General features: G+C 65.7%; 11 protein-coding genes. 2 read left to right on the top strand and 9 right to left on the bottom strand.

The features are described from left to right. Positions 1-67 precede the first annotated feature (67 nt). Together ACMV_RS16300 and ACMV_RS16295 are read left to right on the top strand one after the other, a co-directional pair. A complete protein-coding gene (locus ACMV_RS16300) occupies positions 68-1,024 on the top strand; it encodes a glycosyltransferase family 2 protein (protein WP_041665458.1) in 957 nt (318 codons plus the stop codon). Between the two features lie 25 nt (positions 1,025-1,049). Then, complete coding sequence (locus ACMV_RS16295; protein WP_013641116.1) at positions 1,050-2,738, top strand: hypothetical protein; 1,689 nt, start codon at positions 1,050-1,052, stop codon at positions 2,736-2,738. Positions 2,739-2,765: 27 nt separating this feature from the next. On the opposite strand, the gene malQ is transcribed toward ACMV_RS16295, so the two are convergent. The 9 genes from malQ to ACMV_RS16250 form a co-directional block, all read right to left on the bottom strand. After that, entirely contained in the window at positions 2,766-4,760 is a 1,995-nt protein-coding gene (gene malQ, locus ACMV_RS16290) for a 4-alpha-glucanotransferase (protein WP_013641115.1), read from the bottom strand. Next, complete coding sequence (gene glgX, locus ACMV_RS16285) at positions 4,757-6,868, bottom strand: glycogen debranching protein GlgX (protein WP_013641114.1); 2,112 nt, start codon at positions 6,866-6,868, stop codon at positions 4,757-4,759. The genes malQ and glgX overlap by 4 nt, the downstream gene beginning before the upstream one ends. Beyond that, positions 6,868-9,033, bottom strand: a complete 2,166-nt coding sequence (gene glgB, locus ACMV_RS16280) for a 1,4-alpha-glucan branching protein GlgB (RefSeq protein WP_041665456.1) — start codon at positions 9,031-9,033, stop codon at positions 6,868-6,870. Before glgB ends, glgX begins: the two co-directional genes overlap by 1 nt. Beyond that, positions 9,017-12,349 (bottom strand): maltose alpha-D-glucosyltransferase, encoded by a 3,333-nt coding sequence (treS, locus tag ACMV_RS16275; protein WP_013641112.1) that lies wholly within the window; start codon positions 12,347-12,349, stop codon positions 9,017-9,019. Before treS ends, glgB begins: the two co-directional genes overlap by 17 nt. Continuing rightward, positions 12,346-15,414, bottom strand: a complete 3,069-nt coding sequence (locus ACMV_RS16270) for a maltotransferase domain-containing protein (protein WP_041665454.1) — start codon at positions 15,412-15,414, stop codon at positions 12,346-12,348. Before ACMV_RS16270 ends, treS begins: the two co-directional genes overlap by 4 nt. A gap of 152 nt (positions 15,415-15,566) precedes the next feature. Then, positions 15,567-17,048, bottom strand: coding sequence for an amidase (locus ACMV_RS16265; protein WP_013641110.1), 1,482 nt, complete (start codon positions 17,046-17,048; stop codon positions 15,567-15,569). A gap of 6 nt (positions 17,049-17,054) precedes the next feature. Further along, positions 17,055-17,990, bottom strand: coding sequence for a branched-chain amino acid ABC transporter permease (locus ACMV_RS16260; protein ID WP_007421722.1), 936 nt, complete (start codon positions 17,988-17,990; stop codon positions 17,055-17,057). After that, positions 17,990-18,877, bottom strand: coding sequence for a branched-chain amino acid ABC transporter permease (locus ACMV_RS16255; RefSeq protein WP_007421721.1), 888 nt, complete (start codon positions 18,875-18,877; stop codon positions 17,990-17,992). Before ACMV_RS16255 ends, ACMV_RS16260 begins: the two co-directional genes overlap by 1 nt. 30 nt (positions 18,878-18,907) lie before the next feature. Continuing rightward, positions 18,908-20,143, bottom strand: a complete 1,236-nt coding sequence (locus ACMV_RS16250) for an ABC transporter substrate-binding protein (protein ID WP_007421720.1) — start codon at positions 20,141-20,143, stop codon at positions 18,908-18,910. Positions 20,144-20,150: the final 7 nt, after the last annotated feature.

Genomic DNA, 20,150 nt, shown 5'->3' with positions numbered 1-20,150 from the left:
TTCGTGCAATTTGCATGATTTCGCACTGAATGATACGGCCGATGTGGACCCCCGAACCGAGGTTTCGATGAAGGCTGACGAACCACGCGTTGCCGTTCTGATTCCCTGTTTCAACGAGGAAGTGGCCATTTCCAGCGTGATACATGCCTTTCAGAGCACCTTGCCCGATGCCACGATCTACGTTTTCGACAACAACTCGACCGACGATACGGCGACGATCGCCCGACAGGCCGGCGCGGTGGTGCGGCACGAGCCGCTTCAGGGCAAAGGTTACGTCGTCCGCCGCATGTTCCGCGACATCGAGGCCGATCTCTATGTGATGGCGGATGGCGACGATACCTATGATGCGGCGCTGGCACCGGCGATGATCCACCGCGCCCGGACCGGCCCGTTCGATCTGGTGAACTGCATACGGCGTCAGACGGACGATGCCGCCTACCGGGACGGGCACCGCTTCGGCAATCTTTTGCTCACGGGGGCGGTGCGGATGATCTTCGGCGACCGTGTCGAAGACATGCTGTCGGGATACAAGGTGCTGTCCCGGCGGTTCGTGAAGTCGTTTCCGGTGCTGTCCACGGGCTTCGATATCGAGACGGAATTGACGGTTCACGCTCTGGAACTGGCTCTCCCGATCGCGCATGTCGAAGGGGCGTATCGGCCGCGGCCCCCCGGATCGGTGAGCAAGCTCCGCACCTGGAGCGATGGCTGGCGCATCCTGCGCCTGATCGTCAGGCTGCTGCGCCACGAGAGGCCGCTGGCGTTTTTCGGCGCGCTTGCCGTGTTCGCGTTCGCGCTGGCGCTCCGACTCGCTGCACCGCTGATCGCCACCTATCTGCACACGGGCCTGGTTCCGCGGCTACCGACCGCCGTTCTGGCGACGGGCATCGTGATTGCCGGCGCCCTGAGCCTGACGACCGGACTGATCCTGGACACCGTGACGCGAGGCCGCCGCGAGACGAGGCTGCTTGCCTATCTCCATCATGCCCCGCCGGGCGATTTGCAGACAGACGCGCCCAGGGCCTGAGCCGTCAAACAAGAGAGCACGATACATGCAAGCCCCTGCAAGCACGGCGCCAAATTCGCAGAAGAGCCGATATCTCTTTCTCGCGCCTGCCGTCATTTTCATTAACGCCGCCCTGCTATGCGGCATCTCTCTTCGGCTTGGCGCTGATCTGAACTGGGATTTGCTGAATTATCATTTTCTCAATGGCTATCTCTGGCTGAACGGCAAGATTTTTTCAGATTCGATCTGCACGGTGCAGTCTTACCTGGATCCACTATTGAATTCGTTTTACTATATCCTGATAGATCATTTTTCTCCCCTCGCGGCGAATTTGATCATTGCCAGTCTGCAATCCCTGTCCCTGTCGGCGGTATGGTTGCTCTGCTTTCGCATGACCGAACACGGTTTCGGCATGTTCCAGCGGATCATGCTTTCATCGATCGCAACACTGGCCGCATTGATCAGCCCTGTCTTCTGGTCCGAAATCGGCGGCACGATGGGCGACACGCTTCTGGATACGCCCATCATCATCGCACTCTGGTGTATCCTCGAAGGTCTCAGGGACAGAAGGCTGTTGTTTTTTGGAATTGCCGGCGCGCTCGTCGGCTTTGCCTGCGGCTTGAAATTCACCAATATGGTATACGCCCTGGCGGTCGCCGGCGCCTTGATCCTGACGGGCATATTCGAGTCGCCATCAAAAATCCGGGGCATTCTTCTGAATGCATTTGTATTCTCGGCGTATTCGGCTGTCGCGTTTCTGGCGACCTATGGATATTTCGGCTGGCAGATGTGGTCGCACTTCCGCAATCCGATTTTTCCCTATTTCAACAACATCTTTCACTCACCCTTCATGGCGCCACGTGCAATCCATGATGGCCGTTGGTTCCCGGTGGATTTCGCGGGCTACCTGGCCCTGCCGTTCAGGTTTGCCTTTGTTCATCATCATACGACGGGCAATCATCTGGTCGGGTTGGAAATTCCCTTTCGTACGCTCTTCCCTGCCCTCGTCCTGATTCTGGTTCCAGCCGTTTATTTTTGGGCTTACGCAAAAAGATCATCGACGTGCCGGTTCAAACCATCCGTTATTGAGATGTATTTTTTGGCTAGTTTTGTATTGCTTTCTTTTATTGTATGGGAAAAGATGTTTAGTTATTATCGATATTTTTCAGCAATTGAAACAATCGCCCCCGCTTTTTCCTTGGTTTCACTTGCCAGACTTTTGTCGTGGAAGCGCATGCGGTCCGCCTCCATTGCGGGGGCGGCTCTGTTTGTCGCCTTGATCGCCGGCGGCAGCCTATATGGGACCCACGCATTGGCCGACACCAATTGGGGCCGCGAACAATTTGGCAGAACCTATTTCGGGATCAACAAGGGAGAATTCGGGAAATATGAAAATTCGCTGCTGATCCTCGGTACTGTGCCTCTTGGATTTATGGTTCCGTATTTTCCAGATACCGATCAGGTCATCGGAATACCCGAACGGATACCATACTTGACGACTCGTTTTCAAAAAAACTATCTGAAAAAACTTTCGAAAGCAAAAGACATTTATTATTTGTCTTCGTCGCCGAATATAGAGCGACACAAATTATTGTTGGCTGAAATGTATGGAATTCATGTCGATTTTAAGAGTTGCGAAAGATACCATACAGCGGCGGCTGATGTTGCAATTTGTCCGGCAAGGCGTCGTACTTCCGGCTTGCCTCCATTGGCTGAGGGGCCGGATTTGAAGTGAGTGGCGGGAGCCCGGCTGATTCAATATCTACCTTGGTGGCGGCGTGGTTTTCCGCGCGCGGGCAAGCCGTGACAGTCTGGCGGTGACTTCGGGCGGGTCGAGCATGCGGCTGGCCGGTTGCGGCATTCGCCGTCGCCAGTTCGGATGTTCGGTGGTCGTGCCGGGGAGATTGGGCTGGTCCGGCAGTCCGAGCGCATCCTCCAGGGGAAGAAGCGCAAGCGCGGATGAGGCCGTGCCGATATGGGCCACCGCGGCGTCGATGACCGCTTCGGGCTCCCGATCCTGCGGCCGCGGCCCGCGGGCGCAACCGGATTGCCGGAGGGCGGACCACAGGTGACGGCGGTCCTCCGCCCGATCGGCGGCGCTTTCGCCGGCGATGCCGAGACGCTCCCGCCAGCCGAGGTCGGTGCCGCGCCACCAGCCGGCGACGGTCGGCAGGTCGTGCGTCGTGGTCATCGCCACCGAATTGGGGCGCCAGTCGGCCGGGGGCAGGAAGCGGCGGCCCTCGCGTTCGAACCACATCACCGCCATCCCTGAAATTCCGGAGGCGGCGAGCTCGGCGCGGAAGCCTGGCGGAACGGTGCCGAGATCCTCGGCGACGATGATGCCGCGGTGGCGGACCGATTCCAGCGCCACGATCCGGCGCATGTCCGCGAACGGATAGTGAAGGTAGCACCCTTCGGCGGGACTGGCGCCGTCGGGGACGAGCCACAGCCGGGCGAGGCCCATCGCATGGTCGATCCGCACGCCGCCGGTGAAGCGCAGCGCCGATGCCATCATGTCCCGCAGGGCGGCGAAGCCCGACCGACGCAGGCCGCGCGGCGAGACGGTGGTCAGCCCCCAGTTCTGTCCCGCACGGTTGAACGCATCCGGCGGCGCGCCGACCGAGACTCCGCGCAGCATCTCGCCCGGCCGCGCCCAGGCATCGCAGCCGGCGGGATCGGCGCCGACCGCAAGGTCGGCGATGAGGCCGATCGCCATGCCGGCGCCGCGCGCGGAGCGCTGGGCCATCTCCAGGCCCTGGCGGGCGCGGAACTGGGCGTAAAGGTGGAACGACACCTCATCGTCGAGGCGTTGGGCCGCCGCGGCGACATCGGCGCTGGCCGGATCGCGCCACGAGGCGGGCCAGCCGCGCCAGTCGCGCCCCTCGCCGCGGGCGACGCGTTCGGCGACGAGGGCTTCGAACAAGGCGTAATGCCTGATTCCCGCCGGCGCATCGTCGCGGAAGGCGCGGAATGCCGGATCCTCGCGCCCGGCGGCGAACGCCGCGCGCAGCAGCGCCTCGCGGCGGGAGAGCGCCTTGCGCCAGTCGATCAGCCCGGCCTCCGCCAGCGGCGCGCAATCGAGGGGCGCATAGGCCGGGTTCAGGGCGAAGCGGCTCGATGGCGCATAGGGGCTGTAATGATCGGGCTCGGCGGCGTGCAGGGCGTGAATGGGGCTGATCGCCAGGGCATCGGCGCCGAGGCGGCCGGCCGGCCCGGCAAGGTCGGCCAGGGCGGCGAAATCGCCGTTGCCGCAATCGCCCTCGCGTCTCAGGCCGTAGAGCTGGACGGCAAGTCCCCACGCCTTGCCCTCCCGTCCGGCGGCGGCGAGCGCATCGGCCACGGTGTGGGCGCGCCGCGGCGCGATGGCGAGCGTGCGGACGCCTGAGGCCGTCTCCAGACGGTGATAGCCCGGTGGCAGGGTGCCGGGCAGCGAGACCGTTCCGGCGGCATCCCTGTCGGGCATGACATCGAGCCGGCGCCCGTCCTCGAGATGGATGACCGCTGGAGCGCGGAGTGCCGGAAGCGTCAGCGCTTCGCCCGCGGTCGCGGCGAGCAGGGGCGCGGCTGCGAGGTCCTCGTCGTCGAGCCGGCGCATGGTGTCGCGGCACGCCGCGTCGGTGGTCGCTTCGAGGCCGAGGCAGCCGAGGATCGCGCGAAGCGTGGCCGGCGAGACCGTGCGCCGGACGCCCGACGCGTCCTGCCAGACCACCTGCAGGCCCGCCCGCTCGGCGAGCGCGTGCAATGCCGATCCGCTCATGCGATGGGCGGCGCGAGCTCGGCGCCGAGGATCATCATCGACCGCGCGGCGACGGTGAGATCCGGGCCGTCCACCGGGCGGCGGGACTGCTCCGCCCGGGCGGAATCGATTTCGACGATCCAGGCGAAGGCGGGTGCGGGCAGGGTGAAGGCCCTGTCATCCTCGGAGGCGTTCAGCAGCAGCAGGGTTGCCTCGCGCCGCCGTTCGCTCGCGGTGGCGCGCCGCAGCACCAGCAGGCGCGCCGCGGCATCGGACCAGGCGTGACTGTCGAGCGGGTTTCCGGCCTCGTCGAACCAGGCGGTGTCCGGCAGGTCATCCGCGATCATGCCGATACCGTGGAGAAAGACGGCGCTGCGCAGACTGGGATAGCGGCGACGCACGGCGGCCAGCGCGGTGACGAAGCCGAGCATGCCGGTGCCGGACTCGTCGTCGAGCGCGGTCCAGTCGAGCCAGGAAAGCTCGTTGTCCTGGCAATAGGCGTTGTTGTTCCCGCGCTGGGTGCGGTTGATCTCGTCTCCCGCAAGCAGCATCGGCGTGCCGTATGATGAAAACAACGTCGCCAGCAGCGCCCGGCGCACGCGATCGCGCAGGGCATTGATCGCGCCGTCCGCGGTCTCGCCCTCGACGCCCCAGTTCGAGGAGACGTTGTCTTCGGCGCCGTCTCGGTTGTCCTCGCCGTTGGCGAAATTATGCCGTTCCGAATACGAGACGAGATCGCGCAGGGTGAAGCCGTCATGCGCGGTGACGAAATTGACCGAGGCCGAGGGACGCCGGCGGCGGCGATCGAACAGCTCGGGCGAGCCCATCAGCCGACGCGCGATTTCCGGCCGCTGCCCGGGATCGCCACGCCAGAACCGCCGCGCGCCGTCCCTGAATGCCGCGTTCCATTCGGCGAAGCCGGGCGGATAATTGCCCAGCTGATAGCCGCCGGGCCCGAGATCCCACGGCTCGGCGATCAGCTTGAGGCGGGAGAGCACGGGATCCTGCCGGATGGCATCGAAGAAGCCGGCGGAGGGATCGAAATCATCCGCTTCGCGGCCGAGCGTCGTTGCGAGATCGAATCTGAAACCGTCGATCCGGAAGCGCGTTGCCCAATGGCGCAGACTGTCGGTCACCATCTGCAGCACGCGCGGGTGGGCGATGTTGACCGTGTTTCCGCACCCCGTGTGGTTGACGCAGCGGCGTTGGTGGCCGGGCATAAGCCGGTAATAGCTGGCATTGTCGAGCCCGCGCCAGGAGAGCGTGGGGCCGGTCTCGTCCCCCTCGCAGGTATGCTTGTAGACGACATCGAGGATGATCTCGATTCCGGCTTCGTGCAGGCGCCGGACGGTGGCGCGCAACTCGTCATCCGGGTTGTCGGGCTCGGCGAAATAGCGCCGCTCCGGCGCGAAGAAGGAAAGCGTCGAATAGCCCCAGTAATTCGAGAGTCGCCGCTCGACGAGGAACCGGTCCTGCAGGATCGCGTGAACCGGGAGAAGCTCGATCGCGGTGATCCCGAGCCTGACGAGATGATCGATCATGCGCGGATCGCGCAGCGCGGCGAAGGTGCCGCGTCTGTCCTCCGGAAGGTCGGCGCGTTGCCGCGTCAGGCCGCGTATGTGCGCCTCGTAGATGACCGTCTCCGCCCAGCCCAGAAGCGGCTTGCGGTCATCGCCCCAGGTTGCGTCGTCGGTGAGGACGACCGCCTTGGGCATCGCCTGGGCCGAGTCGCGGCGATCGAACGAGAGGTCGGCGCGGGTGGCACCAGGCCGGTAGCCGAACAACGTGTCGGACCAGCGGACCTCGCCGATCAGGGCGCGGGCGTAAGGATCGAGCAGCAGCTTGTTCGGGTTGAAGCGGTGGCCCAGTTCGGGCTGATACGGACCATGGGCGCGGTATCCGTAGACGAGGCCGGGCAGGGCATCGGGCAGATAGCCGTGAAAGACCTCGTCCGTGCAGTCCGGCAGGTCGTAGCGCGCGATCTCGCGGCGGCCGCTCCTGTCGAACACGCATAGTTCGATCCGGTCGGCATTGGCCGAGAACACCGCGAAATTGACCCCGAACCCGTCCCAGGTCGCGCCCAGCGGATCGCACCGCCCCGCGGTCATATATTTCGGCAGGCTGGCCATCAGCTCTCCGCACGCAGGATCAGCGCTGCCAGCGGCGGCAATGTCAGCGACAGCGACTGCGCGAAGCCGTGGGCGGGACGATCGTCACTGTCGATCCCGCCGAGATTCCCGAGGCCGCTGCCGCCATACTCGACGGCGTCGGTGTTCAGCACCTCGCGCCAGCGCCCCGGCAGCGGCACGCCCACACGGTATCGCTCACGCGGCACCGGCGTGAAGTTGCAGAGGACCAGGAGGGCGTTTGGGTCATTTCCCACGTGCCGCAGCCAGGCAAAGACGCTTTGATCCGCGTCATCCTCGACCACCCAGCGAAAGCCGCCGGGATCGAAATCCGTGCACGACAGCGAGGGGGCGTCGCGATAGAGATGATTCAGGTCGCGCAGCAGCAGGCGCAGGGCCGCGTGTTCCGGCGTTGCCGCCTCCGGCCAGTTCAATTCGGCATCGTGATTCCATTCCGCACTCTGGCCGAATTCCTGCCCCATGAACAACAGCTTCTTGCCAGGCTGGGTCCACATGAACGCGAGGTAGAGCCGGAGGTTGGCCAGACGCTGCCAGGCGTCGCCGGGCATCTTGCCGAGCAGCGACCGCTTTCCGTGCACGACCTCGTCGTGCGAGATCGGCAGCACGAAGCGCTCGGAAAACGCGTAAACGAGGCCAAAGGTCATGTCGTGGTGGGAGAATTTCCGATGCACCGGATCATGTCCGACATACCGCAACGTGTCGTGCATCCAGCCCATGTTCCACTTGTGGGTGAAGCCGAGACCGCCCTGTTCGACCGGATGGCTCACCCCCGGCCACGCCGTCGATTCCTCGGCGATCAGCATGGCGCCTGGAACATCTTCAGCGATGGCGGCTGAAAGCTCCCGGAGGAAGGCGACGGCTTCGAGGTTCTCCCGCCCGCCATGGCGGTTCGGGATCCACTCGCCGGGCTGGCGCGAATAGTCGCGATACAGCATCGACGCGACCGCATCGACGCGGAGTCCATCGATGTGAAATGTCTCGAGCCAGAACACCGCGCTGGCAATCAGGAAATTCCTGACTTCGGTCCGGCCGAGATTGTAGATCAGCGTATTCCAGTCCTGATGGAATCCCTCTCTGGGATCTTCGTGTTCATAGAGCGCGGTTCCGTCGAACCGGACGAGCCCGTGGGCATCGGTCGGAAAATGTCCGGGCACCCAGTCGAGAATGACTCCGAGACCTGCCGCATGACAGCGATCAACGAAGTCCGCCAGCTCTTCCGGCGTGCCGAGGGCGGGGAGCGGCGCGAATTGCGACAGCGGCTGGTACCCCCACGACCCGCCGAAAGGGTGCGCCGTGAGCGGCAGGAATTCGATATGGGTAAAGCCGAGATCGCGCACATAGGGGATCAGCGTGTCGGCCAGTTCGCGCCAGAGCAAGGGGCGGCCATCCGGGTGACGGCGCCATGAGGGGGCGTGGACTTCGTAGATTGATAACGGTCGGTCAGCACGGGCTTCGCGCGCGGCACACCAGGCGCCATCCCGCCAGCGAAACGCCGGGACCGGCGCGACGATGGAGGCGGTTGCCGGCGGGCCCTCGACCTGCCGCGCGACGGGGTCCGATTTCTGCTGGACTTCGCCCGAGTGCTGGAGAATTTCATACTTGTAGAGAACTCCGGCGGAAAGTTCCGGAATGAAGATCTCCCAGACGCCGGCATCGTGCCGGAACCGCATCGGGTGCCGGCGGCCATCCCAGTTGTTGAACGACCCGATAACGGACACCCGCCGCGCGTTCGGCGCCCAGACCGCGAAGCGGACGCCCTCGACGCCCCCGATCGCGACGGGGATGGCGCCGAGGCATTCGGCGAGCCGCAGTTTCCGCCCTTCGGCGAGATCGCGGATTTCGTCGCGGCCGAGCAGCGGGCCGTAGCGGTAGGGATCGTCGATCTCCTGGCTGGAACCACCCCAATCGATCCTGAGCCGGTAGGACGCGGCCTCGACCGGCGCGCTTTCGAAAATGCCGCCCGCATGCACGCGGGTCATCGGCAGTTCCAGACCCGTCCCGCACAGGAGCGTGACGCCGCTCGCGCCGGGCTGGAGGGTCCGGACGAACGTTCCGTGCGGCCCGTGGCAGGGACCAAGCACGCTGAACGGGTCGGAATGGGTTCCGGCGGCAAGCGCGTCCAGCGTTTCGTCAGCCGATGCCGGCATCCCCGCCTCCCTCGTGCCGCTCATGTATCCGGACCAGGCCGCTCAGCGGGATGTCGATCCAGCCGGGCCGGTTCGCCGCCTCGTAACAGATTTCATACGCGGCCTTCTCGATCATGAACAATGCCAGGACATCGCGCCACGCGGCTTCCGTGATCCATGGCCGCGGCGCCGTCATCGCGACCGCGCGATAGGCCTCGATGAAGACCGCGGTGGCATCGGTGCGAAAGCGCGCGATCATGGCCTGCTGACGGTCTTCGCCGCGTTCGCTGGCCGCGAAAGCCGCGCGCTCCACGGTGGCGGCCGCGTAATCGAGGGATCGCAGCAGCCCGGCGACATCACGCAGGGGAGAGGATTTCTTTCGCCGCTCGGCAATCGGCTTGATGGGCTCGCCTTCGAAATCGATGATGAACGCATCGCCCTGCGCCACCAGAACCTGGCCGAGATGAAAGTCGCCATGCACACGGGTCAGCAGGGTTCCGGCGCCCGCCTCGGCGAGGCGCCGCAATCGGGTTTCGATCGCCGTCCGCTCGTCGCGCAGGCGCCGGATCAGGCCTTGCGTTTCTGGCCCGGCCCGGTCGGCCATCTGCTCGACCGCGGCGACGGCGGCGTCCAGCTGGCCTTTCGCGCCCTCGGCCCATGCCGCGATCTCGGCCTCGCCGGCCTGTTCGGGCGCGAAATCGGGTCCGGTGCCGAACTGCGCGAGGACCGAGTGCATCTCCGCGAGGCGCCGTCCGATCACCGAGACGAAGGAGAGATAGCCGGAGAGCGGATCGATCCCGCCGGGGTCGCGGAGTTCGGCGTGAATCGCGCCATCGACCGCGCGCCCGAGGACATCCAGCGTCCACTGCCAGGCATCGCCCTGGTTGCGGACAAACTGCTGGACGACGATCAGTGTGCGCCGTTCGCCATCCGGATCGAGCCGCACGACATCGCCCAGCAATGCGGGAATGTTCGCAAAGGACGCGTCGGTCAGAAAGCGGCTCATTTCGGTCTCGGGATGAATCCCGCGCTCCGTCCGCCGCAGGATCTTCATGACCGCGGCGTCGCCGACGATCAGGGAACTGTTGGATTGTTCGGCGGAAAAGCGGCGGATTTCCGCATCGTCGAGCGGCGGCAGGTCGTCGATCAGCGCGGTGGGTTCATAGCTGAGCCGGCCCGAGTCGAGCGAGATGCAGGATTTTGTCCTCAATCTGGCGATGATGTCGTGGCAGAAGCGGTCGACCGCAAATGCGTCCGTCAGATAGCCGACCCGGCGGTGCCGGCGAATGCGGGCCAAGGCGAGCTGCTGGACGATACTTGCAACCGGGCCGTCATCCCAGACCACCGCGAGCGGCAGGAGATACACATCCCCCCTCCCCTCGCCCGCGAACTCAACCTCGATTTCGCAGAGCAGGAAATCATCCTCCGCCGTGCCGAGCATATGGGCATTGGCGATCGTCACGCTCCGGACATGCCTGTCCTTCGCGGCGAACCAGCGCCGGCGCTGGAGATAGGGCGGGAGAATTTCGGTCTCGAGACTGTGCCGGCTGTCGACGGCAACGAGGTCGGCGAGGCCGAGCCGCATGACGAGGGTGATGTAATCGGGCAGCGGCTCCGACGGCTGGATGCGCCAGAAGGGCATCGCCGCTTCGGTCGTCAGGCTGAACCAGTAGAATGCGAATGGCGGCAGGGTCAGCATGTAGGGAAGCTGGCCCACCGGCGGGAACGGCGCGCCGCCGATGAGGTCGAGCGGAATTCGGCCATCGAAGGCCGCGAGGTCGAGTTCGACCGCCTGGGCGGTGCGGGCGAGGTTGTAGACGCAGAGTATCGTTTCCTCTCCGCCGTCCTGATCGGTCCACTCCCGCACATAGGCGAGCACCTTCCGGTTACCGGGATAGAGAAAGCGCAAGCTGCCGCGCCCGAATGCGCGATGCCGGCGGCGGACGGCGAGCATCCTGCGCATCCAGTTCAGCAGCGAATACGGATCCTTCGCCTGCGCCTCGACATTCAGCGCCTGATAGCCGTAGAGCGGATCCATGATCGGCGGCAGGACGAGGGCGGCCGGGTCCGCGCGCGAGAAGCCGCCATTGCGGTCGGGCGACCACTGCATCGGCGTTCGCACCCCGTCCCGGTCCCCGAGATGGATGTTGTCGCCCATGCCGATCTCATCGCCATAGTAGATGACCGGCGTGCCGGGCATCGACAGCAGCAGGCCGTTCATCAGCTCGATGCGGCGCCGGTCCCGTTCGAGCAGTGGGGCGAGGCGGCGGCGAATGCCGAGATTGATCCGCGCCCGGCGATCGGCGGCGTAGGTTTCCCAAAGGTAATCACGTTCCTTGTCCGTAACCATTTCGAGCGTGAGCTCGTCGTGGTTGCGCAGGAACACCGCCCACTGGCAGTTTTCCGGAATCTCCGGTGTCTGGCGCATGATGTCGGAAATGGGGAAGCGGTCCTCCTGGGCGATCGCCATATACATGCGCGGCATCAGCGGGAAATGAAACGCCATGTGGCACTCGTCGCCTTCGCCGAAATAGGGGCGGGCGTCCTCGGGCCATTGATTGGCTTCGGCGAGGAGCATCCGCCCGGGCGCATGGGCATCGAGCGCGGCGCGGATCTGCTTCAGGATGGCGTGGGTTTCGGGGAGATTTTCGTTGTTCGTTCCGTCACGCTCGATCAGGTAGGGGACCGCATCGAGCCGCATGCCGTCCACACCGAGATCGAGCCAGAAGCGCATGATGCCCAGCACTTCCTGCAGGACACGCGGATTGTCGAAATTGAGATCTGGCTGGTGACTGTAGAACCGATGCCAGTAATAGGCTCCCGCCACCGGATCCCACGTCCAGTTCGATTTCTCGGTATCGAGAAAGATGATGCGTGTGCCGTCGTATTTCCGGTCGGTGTCGGACCAGACATAGTAGTTCCGCGCCGACGAGCCCGGCCGGGCATGCCGTGCGCGCTGGAACCAGGGGTGCTGATCGGACGTGTGGTTGACGACGAGTTCGGTAATGACGCGCAAGCCGCGGCGGTGCGCCGCGTCGATGAAACGCCGCAGGTCGCCAAGCGAGCCGTATTCGGGATGAACCGCGCGATAGGCGCTGATGTCGTATCCGTCATCGCGGCGCGGCGAGGGATAGAACGGCAGGATCCAGACGGCCGTCACGCCGAGTTCGGCGATATAATCGAGCTTTTCGGTCAAGCCGGCAAAGTCGCCGACGCCATCGTTGTTCTTGTCGAAGAACGATTTGACGTGAACCTGATAGATCACCGCGTCCTTGTACCAGAGCGGATCGAACATGTTCGCCTGGGGTCGAATGATCTGATCGGTCAATGATGTCATTTGCGAATCCTCCAGATGCTGAAGGGTAGTTCGCCCGGGTCGAAATCGACGACCTGCTGCCGCCCGTGCCAGGTGAATGCGACGCCGCGCATGAGATCTTCGAGATGCAGGGCATCCCGCCCGGAAGACCCGTAGCGTTCGAGAGGGAGGTCGATCGTGGTTGTCTGCCACCGGCGGGGATCGAAACTGATTGCGACCAGCACGATGTTCGAGCGATCCGGACTGGCCTTTTCGAAGCACAGGACGTTGTCATTATCGCAATCGATGAAGTGCACGCCGAGGTGGCTTTGCAGGGCCGGGTTCTGCCGGCGGATCCGGTTGAGCAGGGAAATTTCCGCCACGATATTTCCGGACCGCCCATAATCCCAGCTTCTGATCTGGTATTTTTCCGAATCGAGATATTCCTCCGTCCCTGGCGGCGCGGCGGCTTCGCAGAGCTCGAAGCCGTTATAGACGCCCCAGAGGCCGGACAGCGTCGCGGCGAGGGCCGCGCGGATCAGGAAGCCGGGGCGGCCGCATGTCTGCAGGAACGCGGGATTTATGTCCGGCGTGTTGACGAAGAAATGGGGACGGAAATAGTCCCGTGTCGATGACTGCGTCAGTTCGACGAGGTAATTTTTCATTTCGTCAGCAGAATTTCGCCAGGTGAAATAGGTGTAGGATTGCGAGAATCCGATCTTCGCCAGGCGATGCATGATCTTCGGCCGGGTGAAGGCCTCGGCGAGAAAGATCACGTCGGGATGGTTCCGCCGGATATCGGCGATCAGCCACTCCCAGAACGGGAACGGCTTGGTATGCGGATTGTCGACGCGAAAGATCCGTATCCCCTCGCGGATCCAGAAGAGGACGATATCGCGCAAGGCGTGCCAGAGCGCGGGTCGCGCGCCATCGGCGTAGAAATCGACATTCACGATATCCTGGTATTTCTTCGGCGGATTTTCGGCATACTTGATCGAGCCGTCCGGCCGCCAGTCGAACCATTCCGGGTGCTCGGCCAGCCATGGATGGTCCGGAGCGCACTGGATGGCGAAGTCCAGCGCGATTTCGAGGCCCTGCCCGGCCGCCGCAGAGATCAGGCGGCGAAAATCGTCGAACGAGCCGAGCTCGGGATGGATCGCGTCATGTCCGCCCTCGGCACCGCCGATGGCGTAGGGGCTTCCCGGATCGCCGGGATTGGCGACGAGCGTGTTGTTCGGCCCCTTGCGGTTCTTCCGGCCGATGGGATGGATCGGCGGGAAATACAGGACATCGAATCCCATGGCGCGGATTCGCGGCAATGCGGCGATCACGTCGTCGAAGGTGCCGTGGCGATCGGCGTCGCCGCTCTGGCTGCGGGGGAAGATTTCGTACCAGCTCGCGAAACCCGCGGCGCGACGCTCGGAATCGATCGGCAAGGCGGGTTCGTGCCGTGCCAGGAAGCGACGCTCCTCGGCATCGCGCATCGCGGCGATGATGGCGGGCGCGGTCAGTTTTCCGACCTGCTCTCCGGGAGCGCAGGGTTCGAGCCCCGCTCGGCATTCGGCCAGAACGGTTCTGGCCTCACCGCTGGATTTTGCGATCGCGGCGTCCAGCAACTGCCGGCCTTCAACAAGCTCAAGCCGGACATCGAGGCCGGCCTCGTGTTTCTTCGCGAGCTCGTCGGCGAAGGTGCCGTAGCGATCCACCCATGCCTCGATGGTGAATTCGGCGCGGCCGATCGCGCTCAGCCCGAATTGGGCGCGCCAGCGATCGTTGCCGATGGCCGCCATCGGCGCGCGCCGCCAGGCTGGCTCGCCGGACATCCGCCAGAGCAGGTCGGCCGCGAGGCGGCCGTGGCCGTCGCAAAGGAGATCGGCCTCGACCGTCACGTCTTCACCGGCCATCCGCTTCACCGGGAAGCGGCCGCCGTCGACGGCCGGCGCAATCGCCTCGATCGCGATGCGCGGCGCATCGACCGAATGGCGCGGGGATTCCGGTGAATGGTGGGCGGGCAGCGGCGAGGTCGTGAACCAGGCAAGGCCGGCGGCGTTCCATCCCTCGAGCGGGACCGGAACAGGCGCCGCGGCCCGGCCGGCCAGAAACGCATGCAGTTCGTGGCGATCGGGCTCGGCACCCGTTGGGGTGCAGGCGAGCGCCAGTCCGCGGCCATCGGCCGCGAAGCGGGCAAACAGGGATGTTGCCGCGTGCGGCGGCGCGAGGCTGAAGGGCCGCCCCGCGAACACCTCGCGCTCGGTCCGACGCAAGCTGTTGAGCGCCGTCACGGCGGCGCGCTGGCGGGGCGGAATGGCGGCGTTCATCACCCAGGCCGTGCCGAGAAAGCCCGCGACGGCGAGGCGCCAGTCCGCGACGGTTTGCGACGCCGCGAGCGGCGGCACGGCGAAGCTGGCCACGTTGCCCGCGCAGGCGATCCGTTCGAGATCGTCGGCGAGCCAGGCGGCCTCGCCATCCCACCAGCACGACGATGCGGCGATGTAATCAAATTCCCCGCCCATGAGGCTGGCGATCTGCGGCGGCGCCGCGCCGAAGGGGGCGGCGATGGCGGTCCAGCCCGGATTGCGCGCTCGTGCGTCGCGGTTCAGCCGGGCGGCCGCCGCCACCGGCATGCGGTGCGCGCCGAGCAGGCAGAGGCCGTCCAGACCGTGTTCCTGGAGCCGGAGGACCAGGTCGTTCCACCAGGCGTCCGGAACGCCATCCGCGCCGAAGCGGAACGCCAGCCCGTCGGCGGTGTAGGTGAACCAGCCGGGATGGCGCCGCACCAGCGCCGCGCCCGGCGCGACCTGATCGAGCCGGAGTTCGAGGCACATCGCGAGCCCGTGCCGCCTGGCCTCGCCCGCAAGCCGGGCGAGTGCCGGCATGGAGGGGCCGCCATCGGGCGCAATCAGCAGGGGGTCATGCTCGGAGGCGGCGTCGCGCGACGGATCGGTGGCGAACGGTCCGCCGATCAGGATGGTATCGAACCCCAGATCCGCCGCATCGGCGATTTGCGTCGCGACATCGTCGAACGTCGCGCTCGCCAGGGGATCGATGCGGCGGATCGAGACGGGGGCGGGCGCCCGGTTCGCAGTCGTCGCGGCCGGCTCGTTCATGCGGCGCAGCTCCACTTGGCATCAGGCGAGGTTCGGTGCCCGCGGCGGCGCGATTCTGCCCACGGGGACGGAAGCCGGCCCTCTGGTCATGTTACAGCCCTTCCGATGTGGGCCGGCAGAGGGAGCTGGTCAACCCACGAGACGGCCCGCCGTCAGATCGGCGGCGGTCGGCGTCCGGCCCAGGGGGCGGCCTGTTCGAGCTGCGCGGCGAGGCGGAACAGCGTCGCCTCGTCGCCGGAGCGGCCGATGAACTGCATGCCGATCGGCAGGCCGTCCGGCCCGTGATGCAGCGGCACCGACATTGCCGGCACGAAGGTCAGGTTGGCGAGCTGGGTGAAGGGGGTGCGTTCGAGGTTGCGGAAGGCCAGATCGTCGACCACGCCGGAGCGGATCAGCAGCCCGCCGGCGCGCGCGCGGCTGATCAGCCGGCTCAGCGCCTGGATGGCGGGCGGGGAGTCGAGCTCGCCGATCCGCGCCGGACCGAGTGCGGTGGTCGGGGTGAGGTAGAGATCGTAGGTTTCGTGGAAGGCGCCGAGGGCGCGGGCGAAGCCGTTCCACTGCTCGCGCAGCTCGGCATAGGCGCCGGCCGACATGGCGCGGCCGATCGCCGCGATGGCCCTGGTATCCGGGTGGAAATCGGACTCGCGGCAGCCGTGCCGGCGTTTCAGCGTGGACAGCATGGCGGCGACCTGGCCGTAATACATGCCCATGTAGCAGCGGGCGAGCAGGGTGCCGTCGATCGCGGGTTCGGCCTCCTCGACGATGTGGCCGAGCGACTCGAGGAGGTGCGCGGTGGCGCGGGTCGCCTCGGCGATCTCGGGGGCGACGCGGCCGCCGATCGGCGAGCGGAGCGAAAAGGCGATCCTGAGCTGGCCCGGCGCTTCGCCAAGCTCGGCGAGGAAGGGCCGCGCCGGCGGGGCGATGACGAAGGGATCGCCGGGCGCCGGGCCGGCCAGGCAATCGAGCATGGCGGCGGAATCGCGGACGCTACGGGTCACGACATGGTCGGCCACCGCGCCGTCCCACACCTCGCCGGCCAGGGGGCCGGCGGTGACCCGGCCGCGCGAGGGCTTGAGCCCGAACAGGCCGCAATAGGCGGCGGGGATACGGATCGACCCGCCGCCATCGGAGGCGCCGGCCATCGGCACGTAGCCGGCGGCGACGGCCGCACCGGCGCCGCCGGAGGAGCCGCCGGGCGTGTGCGCGGGATTCCACGGGTTGCGGGTGGCGCCGTGCAGCCGGGTTTCGGTGATCGCCTTCAGGCCGAGTTCCGGCGAGGTGGTGGTTCCGGCGATGACCAGCCCGACGCGCAGGCAGCGCTCGACGTAATAAGCGGAACGGGCGGCGACGTGATGGCGCATCGCATGGGCGCCCATCGTCATCGGCGCGCCTTCATAGTCGTGACCCAGATCCTTCAGCAGGAAGGGCACGCCGGCGAAGGGGCCGTTGAGGCCGGCGGCGATCTGCCGCCGGGCGCGGTCGCGCAGGTCGGCGGCGATGGCGTTGTATCGGCCATCGCACGAGTCGATCCGCGCCAGCGTCGCGTCGAGCAGTTCGTCCGGCGAGAGTTCGCCGGCGCGGATCAGCCCGGCAAGCGACGTGGCGTCATGTTCGCGCAGTTCGTCAGTCGGCATCCCGCATTAAAGGGACAATTTGAGCCAGGAGGCAACTTCGCCGGCAACGCCGCGACGGAACGCCAGCACGCAGGCGATGAAGATCGTTCCCTGGATCACCGTGACCCAGTCGCTGAAGCTGGCGAGGTAGTATTGCATCGCGACGATGATCGCCGCGCCGACCAGCGGGCCGAAGACGGTGCCGATGCCGCCGACCAGCACCATCAGGACGACGAGGCCGGATGTCACGTTGCCGACATCGGTGAGCGTCGCGATGCGGACGACCAGGGCATTCAACCCGCCGGCTACGCCGCCGAGGGCGGCGGCCAGGACGAAGATGATCCACTTGTAGTGCTCGACCTTGTAGCCGAGCGATATGGCGCGGTTCTCGTTCTCCCGGATCGCCTTCACCACCTGCCCGAAGGGCGAGTGGATCACCCGGTGCACGAAGAGGAACCCCAGGATGAACACCGCGAAGACCAGCCAGTAGATCTGCTTGTCGGCATGCAAGGGGATGCTGCCGAAGAGCGCGCCGCGCGGGATGTTCTGGATGCCGTTCTCGCCGCCGGTGAAGCCGGTGTCCTGCACGGCGAAGAAATAGACCAGCTGGGCGAGCGCCAGCGTGATCATCGCGAAATAGATGGTCTGCCGGCGGATGGCGAGCCAGCCGAACACGACGCCGATCGCGGCGGCGGTGAGGCCGCCGAGGAGAAGGCCGACCTCGGTCGAGGCGTGCATCGTCTGGATCATGTAGCCGGCGACATAGCCGCCCATGCCGAAGAACGCGGCCTGGCCGAGCGACAGCAGGCCGGTGTAGCCCATGAGCAGGTTCGCCCCCATCGCGAACAGGGCGAAGCACATCACCTGCATGACGAAGATCGGGTAGACGACGAACGGGGCGACCGCGAGGAGCGCGGCCATGAGCAGAAAGCCCACGGCCTGGGCACGGGTGAAACCGAACATCACGCCACCCTTCCGAACAGGCCGGCCGGACGGGCCAGCAGAACCACGGCCATCACCGCGAACACGACCACCGACGACGCCGCCGGGTAATAGACCTCGGTGAAGCCCTGGATGATGCCAAGACCGAAGCCGGTGAGGATGGCGCCGCCGATCGATCCCATGCCGCCGATGACGACAACGGCGAAGACGGTGTTGATCAGGTCGGTTCCCATGCCCGGGTTCACCGAATAGAGCGGCGCCGCCAGCACGCCGGCGAGCCCCGCGAGGGCGACGCCGGCGGCGAAGGTGAGCGCGATCACGCGCGGCACGTTCACGCCGAAGGCCTGCACGAGCGAGGGGTTCTCCGTCGCGGCGCGCAGCAATGCGCCGAGGCTCGTCTTCTCGATCACGAACCACACCGCGACGCAGATGACGATCGCCGCGACGACCACGAAGCCGCGATAGACCGGCAGATACATGAAGCCGAGATCCAGCGTGCCGGAGAGGATGCCCGGCGCGGAATAGGACACGCCGGAGCTGCCATAGGCGTTGGTGAACAGCCCTTCGAGCACGAGGGCGAGGCCGAAGGTCAGCAGCAGGCCATAGAGAATGTCGAGCTTGTAGGTGAAGCGGATCAGCGTGCGTTCGAGCCCGAGCCCGAACGCACCGACCATGACGGGGGCGAGCACCATCGCCGGCCAGTAGCCGATGCCGAGATAATGCAGCAGCCCCCAGGTCACGAAGGCGCCGACCATGAAGAGCGCGCCATGCGCGAAGTTGATCACGTTGAGCAGGCCGAAGATGATCGCCAGCCCGAGCGACAGCATCGCATAGAACGAGCCGTTGATGATGCCGAGCAGCAACTGCCCGAACAGCAGCGGCGCCGGCTTGCCGAGGATCATGAGCATGACGTGGATCTCTTCATGGCAGGCTGTGCCTCAGGCCTTGACCAGCGGGCAGCCTTCTGCCGCCATCGGCATGAAGGCGTCCTTCGCGGGGGTGGTCGCGAGGAGTTCGTAGTAGTCCCACGGCTCCTTGCTCTCGGAGGGCGACTTCACGCGGAACAGGTAGGCGTCGCACATGAAGCGGCCATCCTCGCGGATGTACTTCTTGCCGTAGGCGTCGTCATCGGTCGGCATCTTCTTCATCTGGGCGATGACGGCGGCGCCGTTCTTGACGTCCTTCATGTTGTTCATGGCCTCGACGGCCTTGAGGAAGTGCAGCGTGCCGGAGTAGCAGCCGGCCTGGCCCATCGAGGGGTAGTTGTTCGGCGTGCGGGGCTTCACGCGCTTCATGAAGGCGCGCGTGCGGTCGTTCAGGTTCCAGTAGAAGCTCTCGGTCAGCGTCAGGCCCTGGGCGATATCGAGACCCATGCCGTGGACGTCGTTCAGGAAGATCAGCAGACCGGCGATCCGCATCTTCTTGTTGAGGCCGAACTGGTGCGCCTGCTTGATCGAGTTGACCGTGTCCTTGCCGGCGTTGGCGAGGCCGAGCACGTCGGCGCCGGAGGACTGGGCCTGGATCAGGTAGGAGGAGAAGTCGGTCGTCTGCGGGAACGGATAGTTGATGTTGCCCAGCACCTGGCCGCCCATCTGCTTGACGACCGCCGCGGTCTGGTCATGCAGCAGGTGGCCGAACGCGTAATCGGCGGTGATGAAGAACCACTTCTTGCCGCCAGCCTTGACGATGGCGCCGCCGGTGGAGTGCGACAGCATGTAGGTGTCGTAGGTCCAGTGCACGGTCTGCGCGTTGCAGAACTTGCCGGTGATTTCGGACGACGCCGAGTTCGTGTTGATGTAGGCGCGGTTCTTGTCGTGCGCGACGCCCTCGATGGCGATGCCGATCGCCGAGTTCGGCACGTCGATCACGAGGTCGGCGCCCTCATCGTAGAAGCGGCGCGCGAGAGCGGTGCCGACGCCGGGATTCTCCTGGTGATCGCCCTTGATCACCTCGACGTCGTAGCCCTTCTGCTTGGCGCCGAAATCGGCGATCGCCTGCTCGACGCAGGCCACCGAGGTCGGGCCGCCGATGTCGCGATAGGGACCGGAGAAATCGCTGATCACCGCGATCTTGAGCTTCTTCGCCGAGGCCGCGCGCGCCCGCGCGCCCGGCAGGGTGGCGGCGGCAACACCGGCGGCGGCGCCGCCGAGAAGGTTTCTTCTGGTCAGGTCCATGGATGTT

The sequence above is a fragment of the Acidiphilium multivorum AIU301 genome (assembly GCF_000202835.1).
Lineage (GTDB): Bacteria > Pseudomonadota > Alphaproteobacteria > Acetobacterales > Acetobacteraceae > Acidiphilium > Acidiphilium multivorum.
This window is presented reverse-complemented; position numbering and strand designations above follow the sequence as displayed.